This window comes from Acidilobus sp. (genome assembly GCF_049973875.1).
Lineage (GTDB): Archaea > Thermoproteota > Thermoprotei_A > Sulfolobales > Acidilobaceae > Acidilobus.
In genome coordinates this window covers 1-14,780 of record NZ_JBMFJI010000003.1, presented here as the reverse complement: position 1 = coordinate 14,780, position 14,780 = coordinate 1, and the positions used below count along the sequence as shown (strand labels likewise).

Below are 14,780 nucleotides of genomic sequence, written 5' to 3'. Positions count from 1 at the left end.
TCACCCACTGGAGGACGCAATTATTGTTACCAATAAGTTGCCAACACTCGCAGCCATCGTAATTAGGGCTACGATGAGGGAACTGCCCGCGCCCGTGACCATCAGCATAGCGGAGGCCGCTATTAAGAGCGCGTCGGCCGCGGGCCTTGCGTACAGGGCCCCGGCGGAAATAGATAGACCAAGAATTATGGGCGCCGCCTCAAACTCTAGCGGCGTTACAGCTGCTAAGATCAACAGGAAGGAGAAGACGACCAGCGACAGGCTCGCCAGGATCCTGGTTGCTAAAGATGCAAGCCTAAACTGAAGAAGCCTCCCATAGCCCTGGGCCTTAGCCTTGATGGAATTTAAAGCCGATGACACCTCAGGTAAGTTGCCCGAGTCAACCGCCGCAGCAAGCTCGTTAACTAGGGGCTTTACTTCCCTGGCATCTAGGTACTCACACACGCCGTTAAGCGTATCGGCAACGCTGTATATCGACGCCGCTAGGAGCCTTATGTCCATGTTCTCAGACCTGGAGGCCTTTGCCCCAATTATCCTAATATAATTTACTTCATCGCATACGCTCATTACACCGACACCTTCCCGACAGAGCTGCTGTGCCTCTGCAGGTACGCGGCGGCGTTTAAGATTAGAAGCTTTGCGTGATTGGCATCGACGTAATGATACGTGACAGAGCTCTCGTAATCTGCGCCATAATAGCCTGCCATAGAGACCTTTAGCTCGTATATCTCGTCAGTGCCCGCTACATATGGCAAGATTAAGTTCCACCTGTCCACTACGTCCTTAGGCTTCACTATGGTCTCCCTGGGCTCCCACGTGTACCCCTTCTTAGCAGTCACCTTAAGCTCAGCGTTAAGGTCCAGAGGCGCGAAGCTCTCTGCAAAGTCCTCAGACGACGCTATATCATTAAATGAGGAGGCCAGGGTCCACCTCCACTCGTCGCTGTTGACGTCGAGGAACGCGATCACCCTCAAATCATTGTACTCAGGACGCCTCATGTCCTTCAACTTGTTGAGCACCGTCTTCTCAGAGAGCTTAAGCTCCTCGGCAATCTCTATTGAGGTGAAGGCCCAGTCTTTAAGCAGCTCGGCAATCCTCTTCGCCAGGTCCTGAACCCAGAGCCTCACAGGCGGCAGCGAGAGGAGCTCCTGTGACAAGGGCGAGGGCCCATCCCTTATAACGTGCACTTTTATGTAGTGGTTCCCGAGGCTCTCTATGAACTTTATAGCGCCCTCAACGTCCAGTTCCTTGCTTATTATAAACTTTTTGACCTCATCTATTAGCGTGCTGTCCCTTTCTTTGTTTACTTCGCCTAGTTTGCCCAGGTCGTACTTTGCCTCAGCGAGCCTCTCGTGAAATATGGGAAGGTAGTCAAGGGCCTCATAGATGGCCTCCCTGACCTCCTCGGGCCCTAGCTCCATTAATGCGGGCAGCGCGTCACGGTCGCCCATGTTAACGCTTACGCCGAAGAACGAGGGCCTATAATATACATCAAGGCCCTTGCTCTTTGCTGCTAAAGACATGAGTAAAACTCCCAGGGTTTCAGCGAGCTTTGAGCCGAAGGGGCCCAGGAGCACCTGCTCGTTCCCGATCCTCTCATAGGCTATGTCGTGAGGGCCTATCGTTATTCCCCTCGACTTATACCACGAGCCTATAGCCTCTAGCACGCGGCCTGACTCGTAGCCGCGCCAGCCGTCGTCCAGGATAACCCTGTAGAACTCCTCTGAAACCTCCTTTGATCTAGTCAGGCCCTCGCCCTTCCAGAGGGGTATCTCGCCGGAGCCCTTGGCAGGGATCACGTCAACGCGCTCGTTAACCTCGTCTATTCTTGAGACCTCCCAAGCGCTCCCTGCAAGCCTTATCACGTCGCCAACCCTTAGGTTACGGTAAACAAAGTAGGCGTCAATGTAGCCGATAACGGAGTCGGGCGATCTCACCGCAAACATGTCCCTCTTGGGAATGGTAGAGAAGAAGTCGCTGAAGTCCCTCGGGGACCAGGGCCTCTCCGGGCCGCTGCGGAGCCTCCAGATCCTGTAGAAGGTGCCCCCAACCCTTATCGAGCCCTTATCATCAATGTCGATTACGCCGTTCCCCTTCATATATTTAATCAGGGAGAGGAACTCCTCATAGCTTAACTTAAAGATGGGAGAGCCCTTTAAGGTCTTGTAAAGTTCCTCCACAGTGAGGCCGGGGTCCTTTGACAGCGCGCTTCCAACAACTTCTTTTGCAATAACGTCAGCTGGCGCTACGTCCAATATTTCGTCCTCGACATAGCCGCCTGACGCGAGCCTAACCTCTGCTAACGCCTCTGCCAGGTCCACAGGGTCAGTAGCTATTATCAGGCCCATGGAGGTGCCGCCCAGCCTGTGGAAGCTCCTTCCCGTTCTCTGTATGAGCGCAGCCACCGAGCCTGGGGCGCGAACCTGGATGACCTTCCTTATGGACCCTACGTCTATCCCTAGCTCTAACGTCTTGGTGCAAACCACCAGACAGCCCTCGCCGCGCCTCAGCTTCTCCTCAACCATCTCCCTGACCTCAGCCGAGACGCTGGAGTGATGCACATAGACGTTGTCCAGCCTGCTTTTCTGAAGCTCGTGACTAAGCTTCTCGGCCACGTACCTGCTGTTAGTAAATATCAGCGTCGGCCCTGAGGACTCCGAGGACACGACCTCCGCTACCTTGGGCCACGGGTCCTTGGCCCCATCTACGTATTTCACCTCAAAGAGGAATCCGCGGCTCCCGCCGCCGCTTACCAGCTCTGACTCCCTCCTGCTGCTGCCCCTAAGCATTGCTAGCGCCTTCCCAGGGTTACCAATGGTTGCCGAGAGCCCTATCCTCTGGAAGTCCCCTGCCAGCCTCGCAAGCCTTTCGAGCAGCAGGAGGAGCTGCGCTCCCCTCTTCGATGAGAGCAGCTCATGGACCTCGTCTACAATAACTGCCTTGACGTTACGGTAGTACTCCCTGAACTTGGGGGCCCAGTCCAAGTCTATCTCTAGGCTCTCAGGCGTCGTTAAGAGCACGTGAGGCGGGTTCCTAAGCCTAAGGTATCTTTCAGAGCTGGGCACGTCACCGTGTTTCTTGGTCACCCTCAGCCCGAGGGGTTCAGCCCAGTAGCTTATCCTCCTGTGGAGGTCGTTTATGAGCGCCCTCATTGGGGTTACATAAAGTATGCTCACAGGCATTACATTCCCTTCGTTGGTGAGCCTGGTAAGGAGGGGGAGTAGAGCGGCTTCGGTCTTGCCCTCGCCGGTGGGGGCCATAATAAGCACGTTCTTGCCAGCCAGTATAGCCCTCGCTGCCCTCTCCTGCAGCTCCGTGAGGCCTTTCCAGCCCCTCCTCTTCATCAGGCCTATTAGCTCCGGTCTCAGCGGTGCCTCAGTCATTGCCGCCCTACCATCTCTGGCTACATCGCCAAACCTTCTACAGCAGGTCGGTCTGTGCTTAAATATAGTGTGGCACTCCCTTACATAGGTCTCCAAAGTATGGCCGCAGGCGAGCTCCACAGATGCATGGTGTGTGGCAGGCCCTTCCACGAGGGTCAGGGCATAATTATAAGGAGGGGCGAGCTTCTGCTGGAGTTTCACAGCGCCAAGTGCGCAGCCAAGTTCTTGAGGCTACTTATGGAGAGGCCCGAGGCTTCGTGCGTGGAGGGCCCTATCAAACAAATCTCTAAAGAGCTCAGGGACTCACTTGAGAAGAGAAGGCAGGGAAGCTCTAAGGTGATAGCTTGAAAGTAAAGGTAAAGCTTTACTCCGTGCTCCGTGAGGTGGCCGGCAAGGGTGAGCTGGAGCTTGAGCTCGGTGACGGCATTACAGTCTCCGGGCTCCTTGAAAAGCTCTCATCAATGGGCCTAGGAAAAGCCCTTGAGGAACTTAAGGGCGAGGTGCAGGTCATAGTTGACGGGAGGCCTCTTGCCCCCTCGCAGCTCATACCTCAGGACGCCAAGGTTATTCACGTGCTCCCGCCCTCCTCCGGCGGCGACGAGAGGGTGCTGGTCAGGGTGGCCAGGGACGATGAGCCGGTCGACCTGACCTCTCTAACCAGCTTCCTCTACGGCGACAACCCAAGGGTCGGGGCCGTGGCCTTCTTCATAGGCATAGTCCGGGGCATAAACAACGGTGAGCAGGTTAAGGAGCTGGACTACGAGCACTCAGAGGAGCTCATGGAGCCTAAGCTGAGGGAGTTAGCCCTTGAAGCCATAACTAAGTTCTCCCTGGCGGGCGCCTGCGTGATACATTTCGTGGGTCCAAGGAGGCCGGGCCAGCTCACCATGGTGGTCGGCGTCTCAGGGGAGTCCAGGAAGAACGTCTTCCCGGCGCTGGAGTGGCTGGTTGACCACGTTAAGCACGAGGCCCCCGTCTGGAAGACTGAGGTTAGGGAAAGCGGAGTTTATTACATGGTTGGCGACAGGGAAATAAGAGAGGCTGAGCTTAAAGGCGGGTCTTAGGCTAGAACAGTTTTAAAGTGAACCGCCTCCTCAAAACCTCCAGGGTGGCCTTAAGGTGCCTGCCATAGAGGTCGGGAGGATATGCTATAAGCTGAGGGGCCGTGAGGCCGGCAGGAAGTGCGTAATAGTTGACATAGTAGATGAGAACAACGTGCTGGTCACAGGACCCAAGACGCTTACTGGCGTAAGAAGGAGGAGGGTCAACATATCACACATAATGCCCCTAGACAAGGCGGTTCAGATAAACAAGGGGGCCAGCGACGAGGAGGTGCTCAAGGCAATAGAGTCTGCTGGCCTCGCGGACTTTATGAGGGAGAGGGTAAAGCTTCAGCAGGCCTTAGCCTGAGGCCGGTGCTCAGGATTGAGCTCTGAGCTAACAAGACGTGGAAGGGAGTTTTTGGACTTCGTCAACGGCTTCTGCGGCCACAAGGTTCAGTGGCTTGAGAAGATGCCAGAGGACACATCAGGCGACTACGGGGTTATACCAACCGAGAGGCCCACAGGGGAGTACATAAGTTATGGGGTGGTTAACGTAGACAAGCCTCCTGGGCCTACAAGCCATGAAGTCACGGCCTGGGTTAAGAGGCTCCTGGGGGTTAAGCGGGCGGGACATGGAGGGACCCTTGGGCTCAGGCCGCATGGCCTGGGCGGGGAAATCCCAAAGTAACAGGCGTCCTGCCCGTAGCCCTTGACCATATGACCAAAATAATGGGCTCCGTAGTGCACTCGAGGAAGGCGTATATCTGCGTCATGCAACTTCATGGCGATGTAGGCGAGAAAAAGCTCAGGGAGGTGGCAGAGGAGTTCACAGGCGTGATATATCAAAGGCCGCCCGTTAGGAGCAACGTCAAGAGGGCCCTGCGCACCAGGAGGATATTCTCGCTTGAGGTGCTTGAAGTCAGGGGCAGGCTGGCCCTGCTTAGGATAGAGTCAGACCCAGGGACCTATATGAGGAAGCTGTGCTGGGACATGGGGCTCGTCCTGGGGGTCGGCGCGCACATGAGGGAGCTGAGGAGGATTAAGACGGGCCCCTTCGACGAGGACCACAACTTAGTCACACTGCAGGAGCTCTCGGAGGCAGTGTACCGCTTCAGGGAGGAGGGTAAGGACGACTACCTCAGGAGGGCGGTGCTCCCGGGGGAGGTCATTACGTGCGAGCTACCTAAGGTTGTGCTCAGGGACAGCGCCGTTGAAAGCGTCGTGAACGGCGCCCCCCTCGCTGTGCCAGGGATATCACTGCTTACGCCTGATGTAAAGGCAGGCAGCAGGGTCGCCATGCTAACGCTTAAGGGAGAGCTGGTAGGCTTAGGTGAGGCGGTCATGGATGCCAAAGAAGTCATGGAGCACGATAAGGGCATAGCCGTCAAGCCCACCCGCATAGTAATGCCGCGCGGCATCTACCCGCGCATGTGGAAGAGCAAGGAGGCCAGCTAACAGATTTAAGCACAAGCATTCATCTACACCTTGGCGCCGGGGTGCCCGAGCGGCCCAAGGGGACGGGCTGGAGACCCGTTGCTCCGCAAGGGGCGCGTGGGTTCAAATCCCACCCCCGGCGTCGCCCTAATTCATAATTGCATGAAGTCTTAGTTATCTGGCACGTGTCTCCGCAAAAATACCCCGTGGCCCTCTAAGGGCAGCACAGGAGAAAAATGTCCACTTATGTATACGGTGAGAACTATAAGAACATGGCCTACAGGATCACGGTAAACAGGCCTGAGAAGCTGAACGCCATAAACGGTGAGATGTGGGACTCCCTTGCAAGGGAGCTTGAGAAGGGCTGCGCCACTGACCTGCGCTCTATATTGCTCACTGGGAGCGAGGTGGCGTTCAGCGCAGGGGATGACATAGATGCCATGTCAAGGCTTAGCACGCAGAGGGAGTCCGAGGAGTTCTTCAACAGGATACTTGACGTGGTCACAACTATGATAAAGTGCAATAAGCCCATAGTATGCGCCGTCAAGGGCCTGGCCGCCGGCGGCGGGGCGGAGCTCCTCCTAGCGTGCGACGTCGTAGTAGCTGCTGAGAACGCGTGGATTAGCTTCCCTGAGGTCGCCCTTGGCCTTCTGCCCCCCTTCCTGCTAAGCCTCGGCGTCACAGCGCTGGGCCACAGGAGGGCCAGGTACTTGGCTATGACCGGCCAGAGGCTGTCAGCGGCAGAGGCCTCCCTGCTGGGCATAGTTGACGAGGTCGTGCCCCAGGCTGACGTCGACCAAACAGTGGATGATATACTGAGCACCCTTATGTCATTCCCACCGCAGGCCCTGCAAGCGATAAAGAGGCTGGCCCTGAGCGACGTTGACCTGTCGCGCATGAAGGAGGCCATAGGCCAGCTGGCCTCCCTAGCCATGACTGACGAGGCCAAGGAGAGGATGCGGCTCTTCAAGGAGCACAAGCTCAAGCCTGCGGCCGTCAGGAAGCTTGAGCGACGGGCCTAGATGCGCAGCATCGACAGCGGTATCATATAGGCGGCGTAGACGGCCACGTTTACTAGCGTGACCAACGCCCCTACTATCATGAACTTCCAGTAGCTCACAGAGACGCCGTGGCGGGCCTCTGTGGACTCTAATATTATCACGTTCGACGCGGCCCCAAGTATGGTCAGGTTGCCAGCTATGGTTGAGGCCATGGCAAGCGTCAGCCAAGCCATGTAATTGGCGCTGCCGAACCCAACACTCTGCATGTAAATTATGAAGAGCTCCACGAAGGGCACGTTGCTCAGAAGCTGGCTGAACAGAAGCGAGGACGCGGTGATTCTGATGAAGTCGCTAAGTGGGCTCCCGACGCCTGGCAGCAGGTACCTGAAGAGGGATGTAAGTATGCCGGAGTTCCAGACGCCAGCCATAGCTATGAACATCACTATGAAGAAAAGTATTGCCCCAGTTGACCCTCCTGACGGTTTCCCTCGGATCGCTTGACAGTATGAAGGTCGCGGCGGCGACGGTGAACGGTATGATTCCTATCTCAGTTATTGCGGGCTTTCTCATCAGCTCAAGCAGGTCATTAACGGTCAGCGCCACTATTATGACGAGCAGGGACAAGACGGCCAGCAAGGCGTCCCTCCTGTTCCTTATGGCCTCCTCAGGTATCCTGTAGGGCAGCTTCACGGGCCCACCCTTAACGCCGTAGATCTTGGCCAGGATGTAGCCCGTGACGGCAAGGTTTACCACCGTGGGGACGGCAAGGTAAATGACGAACGTGCTCAGGGGCGCCTGGACGCCGGAGCTCACGGCTATTAACATGTTCTGCGGGTTGCCCAGGGGCGTCATGGTGGAGCCTATGGTGACGGCGAACGCCAGCATAAGTATTGCGAGCTCTGGGTCAACGCCTATGACCTTGGCCAGCGGCACTATTATGAGCGAGCCCATGGCGGCAACGGCGTCGTTGACAACTATGGCAGCCATGACGCCTAGCACGATGGTCAGGACTATTATTAGCCTGACCCTGTCCCTCACCTTGTAGACTACGTAGTAGGTGACGTATTCAAGGAGCCCTGACTCCTCCGCTAGGGCGCCGATGTTGAACACGCCTATGAGGAAAAGTATGACGTTCCAGTTAACGTAGTCCTCCACGTCATTAGGTTTCACGAGGCCGCTGACTATTGCTATGAACGCGGCAAACGACATGAAGGTCCAGATGGGCAGGTTGTGGAAGTACCTGGACCTGAACATGAGGCCGCCAAGTATGAGGGCTATGATTGCGCCTCCAACGAGCTCCTTCACGGGACCATATGATATCAAGCCCCTCACCTCAGGGGGATCACTCCAAGTAGGTCAGCTGCCACGCACTCGGCTGCTGTTCCCAGGAGGCCGCTCAGGCTCGGCTCGGTCCCCCTGCCGCTCACCAGCTCCATTACGTGGAGCCTCTCGTCAAGCGCTATGATGCACTCCGCCAGGCCTCCACCCATGTCAACGCACTCGGCCCCCCTGACGACCCCGCTGACCTCCTTTCCCATGAACTTCTGCCTTACCTCCCTGCCGCGCAGCGATGTCGCCGCCAGCTGAAGGGACTCAAAGGAGCCTCCCTCGACGTAGAGGATGCACCTGTAAACCCTGACCCTCCTCGAGAGGTCCTCGGGCCCTGAGGCCTCAACCGAGCTGTTGACCTCGAGCGAGGCCCCCTCGGCCTCTATGATGGAGCCGTCAGGGGGCACCAGGCGCACCCTAGGCCCACCGAGGTGGAACTCGACAGGAATGCCCAGCCCCAGGGCCCTGACTTCCTTCTCGTCCCTCACGAGCCCAACTATTCCGACCCTTGACGACTTCGTGTCACTAATTAGCCTGGCCACGAGCGGGTGAGACAGGGCCTCCCTGGGCCTCAGCCGGAGGTCCCTCCTGAGCCTCCTGTAGAGCCCCTTGATCACGAGCCTCCTGGGCTGCACGCTCACGCTGCCGTCAGGAAAGCTCACCATAACGACAACGTCTGGCCTGTCAAAGGAGACCTTGGGGCCCAGCAGCTGGGCCCTCTTGCCCAGCTCCCTCTTTATTTCAGACTTTATGGACTCACCGAAGGCCAGGCCGAACTCTGCCTTTATGCGCTCCTCCCTGGAGATGACCTCCGGATCAACCTTTGCGCCGACAAGGAACGTGCTGCCGCCCCACTCCTTCACTGCATCCACCACCCTCTGGGGCATCTCATCAAGGAACTTGTCCAGCGCATCATTACATATGTAACAGCTCCTGCGCTCTGGAGGGGAGCCGAAGAGCTCCACGTAGACCTGGGCGGCGGCCCCTCCAGCGTTGGCCAGCAGGTCCCTCGCGTTCTCCGGAAGCCTCCCGCTCAGCGACATGGCGTGAAGGCTCATCACAACCGAAAGCTTGAGGGCCCTGCCCCTCTCAGCGTTGCTCAGCCCCCTTCCTAGGCCCGCGAACAGCCTCCCCAGGCACCTGTCGCACAGCGGGTACTTGGCAAGCACCTTCATGGCCTGCTGCACAGGGTCCTCGCTCAAGTCGGTAGGCCCCCTTCTGGAGCCCCCTATGGAATATTAAGGGTAGGGCCTCAGAAAGTCGTTAGTCCTCACGGCTCGGACTGCCCATCGCGCATCATAGGCCCACACCGGTCTGGGGCTGCGACGTTTATAACAACGCTGTAAACCTGCGCAGCCCCACCTCAACAGGGAGCCGGCTTGAGCCTGCAGCTGCTGGCCTCGTCCGACATACACTCGCCGGAGTACCTCAACGACTTCGTCAGGTCATTGACGTCCGTGACTGGAAGGCCGTGCCTCTTCCTCCTGGCAGGCGACATAGTTGACAGGGGAAACGTCGCTATGGCTGAGCCCGTGGTGAAGGCCATAGAGGAGAGGCTTGGGTCCAAAATTGTGGCGACGTTTGGCAACGACGAGTTTCAGGACAGGTGGGACGAGCTGAGGAGGCGGTACCCGCAGGTCGACTGGCTGGCGGACGAGCTCAAGGTTTACGACTGCGGGGGGCTTAAGGTGGCGGTGGTGGGAACCCCAGGAGCGCTGGACAGGCCCACGAGGTGGCAGGAGGCCCACATCAGGGGCATAGAGGAGATCTACGCGAAGAGGGTTGAGGTCGTCAGGGAGCTCCTCATGAAGGCCAAGTCGGAGGCCGACAGGGTGGTCCTGCTCTCGCACTACGCCCTGGCCAAGGCAAACCTCAGGGGCGAGGACCCGAGGTTCTACTCGAACCTCTACAGCTCCAGGATGGAGAGGCTAATAGTAGAGCTCAGGCCCACGGTGGCAGTCCACGGCCACGCTCACAAGGGGTCCAGGTTCACCACTGTCAGCGGCGTGCCAGTCTATAACGTCGCGTTCCCCCTCAACAGGTCGCCGGTCTGGGTTAAGGAGGTCAGGGCGGGGCTGGAGGCCTTCTTCAGCTAATTAGCCTCGCGCATAACCTCATCCAAGGGGCAATGATGGAACCTGCGACGAGGCGACCGGCGGGCGGGGATGAGCGAGAAAAGCCGAGTGAGCCCCAGTGCAGGGTGAGGGTGTATGGGGGCTACTCAGCCATATACTCCGTCCTGAGCGAGGTCAAGGAGAAGCTCTACGTCTACAACGAGCTCGCCTCCAGGAGGGGCTACTACCTTAAGCCCGTCCACAAGGTCTACAAGAGGGTCAACGGAGTAACCAGGGTGTACGAGTACTACGGCAGGTACTGGTGGAGGAAGGGGGAGGGGAAGCTCATATACGCGGGCTCCGTGAAGCCCAAGGGGCTCCCGGAGCCCCCGGAGAACCCCCTTGAAGGGCTCTCAATAATAAGGGAGGGCGATGACATTATAGTTGACTGCTCCCTCTACGACAGGTACTCGTGGCTCTTCAGGGGGCTCAGGTCCGAGAGGGTGGCGTAGTTGGCAAGGAAGTCCATGAGCTCGCTCGACGTTATGGCCTGGGCGGCGCAGCAGGCGAGCCAGCTCAGGGGCCAGAGGCTGGACAACATATACCAGGACGGGGACCTGCTGGCCATAAGGATGAGGCTGAGGTACGGGGACTTCCTGGTGGCCCAGCCCGGGGTCAGGCTCCACGCGAGCGCCAGGTACCAGCCCGGGAGGGAGCTGGGCCCGCTCGCAAAGGCGATGAGGGACAACGTGAGGGACCTGAGGGTATCAGAGGTTAAGCAGGTGGGCTTCGACAGGCTTGTAGAGATCACGCTTGAGGACGGCCACAGGCTTGTCTTCGAGCTCCTGCCCAGGGGGGTCATAGCGCTGGTCTCGCCGGACGGCAGGCTGGTGGCGGCCTCATCATACTTTGACGCCAAGGACAGGAGGGTGAGGAGGGGGCTCCAGTACTCCTACCCTCCCCTGAGGCTTGAGAGCCCCTTCGCCCTCGACGGCGCTGGGCTGGCGAGCAGGCTCAGGGGGTCCCAGGCCAAGGACATAGTGAGGGCCCTTGTTATGAACCTCGGAGTGCCCGGCGAGGCCGCGGAGGAGGCGGCCTTCAGGGCGGGTCTCAGGGGTAATGAGCAGCCACAGGCCTTAGGCGAGGCTGACCTTGCTAAGGTAGCGGACGCGCTCAGGTCCATAGCTGAGGAGTCGCTGAGGGGGCAGGGCTACGTTTACATCGGCCAGGACGGCTCGCCCGTGCAGGCCACGCCGTTCAGGGTGACCTCCGCGACGGGCCTCAGGGAGCTGAGCTTCAGCACGTTTGACGAGGCCTTAGACCTCTACTTCAGCTCATTTACGTCAAGGAGGCAGAGCCCCCTCGATGCCGAGAGGCGGAGGCTCCTCAGGAGCCTTGAGGCTGCCAGGGCTGAGGCAGAGGAGTACCTGAGGCAGGCCAGCGCCCTCGAAGCGCAGGCCAACGCCGTGGCCTCCTCCTATTACCAGGCCCTCGAGGCCCTGCGGTGCGTCAAGGAGGGCAAGGAGGGGTGCGGGGCTAAGGAGGTTAACAGGAGGCAGGGCTACATGATAGTCGACCTCTCAGGCGTTGACGTGAAGCTTTACCTCTACGAAACCGTGGACGACGCCATAAAGAGGCTCTACAGGCAGGCGGGGGAGCTCAGGGCTAAGGCGGAGAGGGCCTCCAGGATGCAGCTTGACATAGAGGCCAAGCTTAAGCAGCTTGAGGAGCAGCTCGAGCTCCAGGAGCTCAGGGAGAGGGCCAGCCGCAGGCGCAGGGCCTGGTACGAGAGGTACCACTGGCTTGTGACTTCGTCGGGGGTGCTTGCAGTTGGCGGCAGGGACGCCGACCAGAACGAGAGCCTCGTGAGGAAGATGCTCGGCCCAAATGACGTCTTCCTGCACGCGGACATACACGGGGCGCCTGCGGTCATACTCATGGCTGCCGCCGCCGGGGGCTTCACTGAAACCGACGTGAGCGAGGCGGCGGTGCTGACAGCAGCATACAGCAGGGCGTGGAAGGAGGGGATGGCGAGCGTCAGCGTCTACTGGGCCTACGGCTCCCAGGTCTCAAAGAGCCCTCCCTCAGGGGAGTACCTAGCCAAGGGCTCCTTCATGGTCTACGGCAAGAAGAACTACCTGAGGCCGCTGAGGCTAGAGCTGTACCTGGGCGTCGCCCTCGACGAGGAGGGGCTTCCGGTGGTGGTAGTGGGCCCGGAGAGCGTAGTGTCGCCCCAGGCCATAGCCTACCTCAGGGTGACGCCGGGAGACATGAAGGTCGAGGAGGCGGCGGAGGAGATCATAAGTTCCCTCTCCAGGACAGCGCCGGAGGCCAAGGTAATAAGGGCCCTGGACCCCTCTGAGGTAGCCGCCAGGCTCCCGGGCAGGGCCTCTACATCGCAGGCCAGGAGGGGCCAGGCAGGGGGGCTGAGGAGGCCCAGGGGCGTGGCCGATTAACACTTAATAGGGGAGATCACAGGCCTGAGCGGGGAGATTAGGGCATGTCAGTGGCTGCGGTGAGAAAGATAGACATGCTTGACATGGTCCAGCCCCCCGTGTGCACCAGCTGCGGGAGGATCATACACCCAAAGGAGAAGGCCGTGGCCTTCTACTGCCCCAACTGCGGCAAGGCGCTGATATGGCGCTGCGCCAAGTGCAGGAAGCAGGGGACGCCGTACAGGTGCCCCAACTGCGGCTTCGTCGGCCCGTGAGGTGAGGGGCCGTGGCAAGGGTGGCTGTGCTGGTCACCGTGACCCCCTCCTCAGTTGACGTTAACCTGGGCGACCTGCTCAACAGGATCAAGGGCTCGCTGCCGCAGGGCTATGAGGTCCTGAACTCGGGGGAGGAGCCCATAGCCTTCGGCCTCAGGGCGCTCAAGCTGGTGATAGCCATGCCCGAGGACGTGGAGGGCGGCACCGAGACCCTTGAGGACGTGCTGAGGTCAGTGCCTGACGTTGAGGACGTCCAGGTAGAGGCGGTAACAAGGATGAGCGAGTGACGCAAGTGAGCGCCCTCGCAGTAATAGCCACTAGCTTCTCCGTGGCCCTGCTGTTCAACCTAATCCCCCTTGGGGCCCCTCCTTACGTCACCGTCGTCCTGCTTGAGATAAAGTACGGGGGCCTGGGCTTCTGGCCCCCGGTGCTCGCGGCGTCCCTCGGGGCGGCGATAGCCAAGGTCATCATGTACTACCTTGGGGTGGGCCTTAAGGGGGTCCTGAGGAGGAACAGGAACGTGAGGTTCCTGGCGAGGTACTCCAACAGCAGGTGGGCCTACCTGCTGGCATTCTTCGCGGCGGTGGTGCCGGTGCTCCCACTTGACGACTTCGTCTACATGGTAGGGGGCGCCTCGGGCATGAGGGCCAAGCTCATGGGCCTCATAGCCGCGGCTGCCAAGCTTCTGAAGACCGTGGCTGAGACCTCCCTGCTGTACTTCATAACTGGCGAGGTGTCCATGATATTCAGGCTGCCAGAATATGTGATCATAACATTCATGGCGGTCGCCGGCCTCGTGGCGGGCCTCATAGTCTTCAGCCTTGACTGGGAGCTCCTGGCCAGGAGGCTCGGCCTCCTCAGGGAGCCCTGAAGTTAATAGCCCTGGAGGCCACAGCAATAGCGCCCCGCAGCTGCTCGCCCGGCGGCGCTGGGCCAACGGGGAGTCGTCGCTCCCAGCGTGAGGCCCGGCCTCTGGCTGCGGGGACACCGCCTTGACGTTCTTTTATGGCGCTTTGCATGCCATGAATTCCTTGCCCAGCGGCGTCCACGGGGCTTTGGGGCAGCTAATAACCTTGTTCTGGGGTATCAGCTACTAGCAAACGTTATAAACCCTAGCACAGTAAGAAGAATCTACGGCTCTGACAGGAGCCGTGGACGCTTAGCGAATGGGGGCCTAAGCAAACCCTGGGGAGCGGTACCCCAGGGACGCTTAGGTCTGACAGGGGTCCGTGAGCCACGTAACGGCAGGGTGTGCCCGACCGCCTCAGCCGCCGCCTTGCGGCTGAACTCCGGTTGATCCTGCCGGACCCGACTGCTATCGGGGTGAGGCTAAGCCATGGGAGTCGCGCGCCCAGCCGCCGCTGGGCGCGGCGCACGGCTGAGTAACACGTAGCTAACCTACCCTCGGGACGGGGATAACCCCGGGAAACTGGGGCTAATCCCCGATAGGCGAGGGGGCCTGGAACGGTCCCTCGCCGAAAGGGACCCTGGGGGGTTATCGCCTGGGGTCCGCCCGAGGATGGGGCTGCGGCCCATCATGGTAGTTGGCGGGGTAATGGCCCGCCAAGCCGACGACGGGTAGGGGCCGTGGGAGCGGGAGCCCCCAGATGGGCCCTGAGACAAGGGCCCAGGCCCTACGGGGCGCACCAGGCGCGAAACCTCCGCAATGCGGGAAACCGTGACGGGGTCACCCCGAGTGCTCCCGTAAGGGAGCTTTTCCCCGCTGCAAGGAGGCGGGGGAATAAGCGGGGGGCAAGTCTGGTGTCAGCCGCCGCGGTAATACCAGCCCCGCGAGTGGTCGGGACGTCTACTGGGCCTAAAGCGCC

At 59.5% G+C, this 14,780-nt stretch carries 15 protein-coding genes, 1 tRNA gene, 1 rRNA gene and 1 pseudogene; 13 read left to right on the top strand and 5 right to left on the bottom strand.

Going from position 1 to position 14,780, the window contains the following annotated elements; genetic code table 11:
- Both ACP5H1_RS01840 and ACP5H1_RS01835 read right to left on the bottom strand, forming a co-directional pair.
- Nucleotides 1-567, bottom strand: coding sequence for a hypothetical protein (locus tag ACP5H1_RS01840; protein WP_427971058.1), 567 nt, complete (start codon nucleotides 565-567; stop codon nucleotides 1-3).
- Complete coding sequence (locus ACP5H1_RS01835) at nucleotides 567-3,383, bottom strand: DEAD/DEAH box helicase (protein ID WP_427971056.1); 2,817 nt, start codon at nucleotides 3,381-3,383, stop codon at nucleotides 567-569. Before ACP5H1_RS01835 ends, ACP5H1_RS01840 begins: the two co-directional genes overlap by 1 nt.
- A 99-nt stretch (nucleotides 3,384-3,482) precedes the next feature.
- Between ACP5H1_RS01835 and ACP5H1_RS01830 the strand changes: the two genes are divergently transcribed.
- From ACP5H1_RS01830 to ACP5H1_RS01805, 6 genes and pseudogenes are all read left to right on the top strand, one after another.
- A complete protein-coding gene (locus ACP5H1_RS01830; RefSeq protein ID WP_013266099.1) occupies nucleotides 3,483-3,731 on the top strand; it encodes a hypothetical protein in 249 nt (82 codons plus the stop codon).
- Entirely contained in the window at nucleotides 3,728-4,447 is a 720-nt protein-coding gene (locus ACP5H1_RS01825) for a molybdenum cofactor biosynthesis protein (RefSeq protein WP_427971054.1), read from the top strand. Before ACP5H1_RS01830 ends, ACP5H1_RS01825 begins: the two co-directional genes overlap by 4 nt.
- Before the next feature lie 55 nt (nucleotides 4,448-4,502).
- Entirely contained in the window at nucleotides 4,503-4,793 is a 291-nt protein-coding gene (locus ACP5H1_RS01820; RefSeq protein ID WP_427971052.1) for a 50S ribosomal protein L14e, read from the top strand.
- Nucleotides 4,794-4,895: 102 nt separating this feature from the next.
- Nucleotides 4,896-5,881: pseudogene (locus ACP5H1_RS01815) on the top strand (RNA-guided pseudouridylation complex pseudouridine synthase subunit Cbf5).
- Nucleotides 5,882-5,916: 35 nt separating this feature from the next.
- A tRNA-Ser gene (locus tag ACP5H1_RS01810) sits at nucleotides 5,917-6,002 on the top strand.
- A 94-nt stretch (nucleotides 6,003-6,096) separates the two neighbouring features.
- Nucleotides 6,097-6,882: an enoyl-CoA hydratase/isomerase family protein gene (locus ACP5H1_RS01805; protein WP_427971051.1), complete on the top strand. Its 786-nt coding sequence runs from the start codon at nucleotides 6,097-6,099 to the stop codon at nucleotides 6,880-6,882.
- On the opposite strand, the gene ACP5H1_RS01800 is transcribed toward ACP5H1_RS01805, so the two are convergent.
- From ACP5H1_RS01800 to ACP5H1_RS01790, 3 genes are read right to left on the bottom strand one after another with little or no spacing between them, the layout of a single operon-like run.
- Nucleotides 6,879-7,289, bottom strand: a complete 411-nt coding sequence (locus ACP5H1_RS01800; protein WP_427971049.1) for a hypothetical protein — start codon at nucleotides 7,287-7,289, stop codon at nucleotides 6,879-6,881. The genes ACP5H1_RS01805 and ACP5H1_RS01800 overlap by 4 nt on opposite strands.
- Nucleotides 7,213-8,184 carry an SLC13 family permease gene (locus ACP5H1_RS01795; RefSeq protein ID WP_427971047.1) on the bottom strand — a complete coding sequence of 324 codons (972 nt, stop codon included), beginning with the start codon at nucleotides 8,182-8,184 and terminating at the stop codon, nucleotides 7,213-7,215. The genes ACP5H1_RS01800 and ACP5H1_RS01795 overlap by 77 nt, the downstream gene beginning before the upstream one ends.
- Nucleotides 8,185-8,189: 5 nt before the next feature.
- Nucleotides 8,190-9,392 carry a hypothetical protein gene (locus ACP5H1_RS01790; protein WP_427971045.1) on the bottom strand — a complete coding sequence of 401 codons (1,203 nt, stop codon included), beginning with the start codon at nucleotides 9,390-9,392 and terminating at the stop codon, nucleotides 8,190-8,192.
- 177 nt (nucleotides 9,393-9,569) lie between these two features.
- On the opposite strand from ACP5H1_RS01790, the gene ACP5H1_RS01785 reads away from it, so the two are divergent.
- The 7 genes from ACP5H1_RS01785 to ACP5H1_RS01755 all read left to right on the top strand — a co-directional run.
- A complete protein-coding gene (locus tag ACP5H1_RS01785; protein ID WP_427971043.1) occupies nucleotides 9,570-10,286 on the top strand; it encodes a metallophosphoesterase family protein in 717 nt (238 codons plus the stop codon).
- A 104-nt stretch (nucleotides 10,287-10,390) separates the two neighbouring features.
- Entirely contained in the window at nucleotides 10,391-10,756 is a 366-nt protein-coding gene (locus ACP5H1_RS01780; RefSeq protein ID WP_427971041.1) for a hypothetical protein, read from the top strand.
- Nucleotides 10,757-12,700: a ribosome rescue protein RqcH gene (gene rqcH / locus ACP5H1_RS01775; RefSeq protein ID WP_427971039.1), complete on the top strand. Its 1,944-nt coding sequence runs from the start codon at nucleotides 10,757-10,759 to the stop codon at nucleotides 12,698-12,700. It begins immediately after the preceding gene.
- Nucleotides 12,701-12,744: 44 nt separating this feature from the next.
- The gene (locus ACP5H1_RS01770; protein ID WP_427971038.1) at nucleotides 12,745-12,954 is read left to right on the top strand and encodes a zinc finger domain-containing protein; all 210 of its coding nucleotides are present in this window, start codon (nucleotides 12,745-12,747) and stop codon (nucleotides 12,952-12,954) included.
- Between the two features lie 11 nt (nucleotides 12,955-12,965).
- Entirely contained in the window at nucleotides 12,966-13,241 is a 276-nt protein-coding gene (locus ACP5H1_RS01765; RefSeq protein WP_427971036.1) for an elongation factor 1-beta, read from the top strand.
- Nucleotides 13,238-13,825, top strand: a complete 588-nt coding sequence (locus ACP5H1_RS01760; RefSeq protein ID WP_427971034.1) for a hypothetical protein — start codon at nucleotides 13,238-13,240, stop codon at nucleotides 13,823-13,825. The genes ACP5H1_RS01765 and ACP5H1_RS01760 overlap by 4 nt, the downstream gene beginning before the upstream one ends.
- A 415-nt stretch (nucleotides 13,826-14,240) precedes the next feature.
- Nucleotides 14,241-14,780: ribosomal RNA gene (locus ACP5H1_RS01755) — 16S ribosomal RNA — on the top strand; the annotation flags it as partial.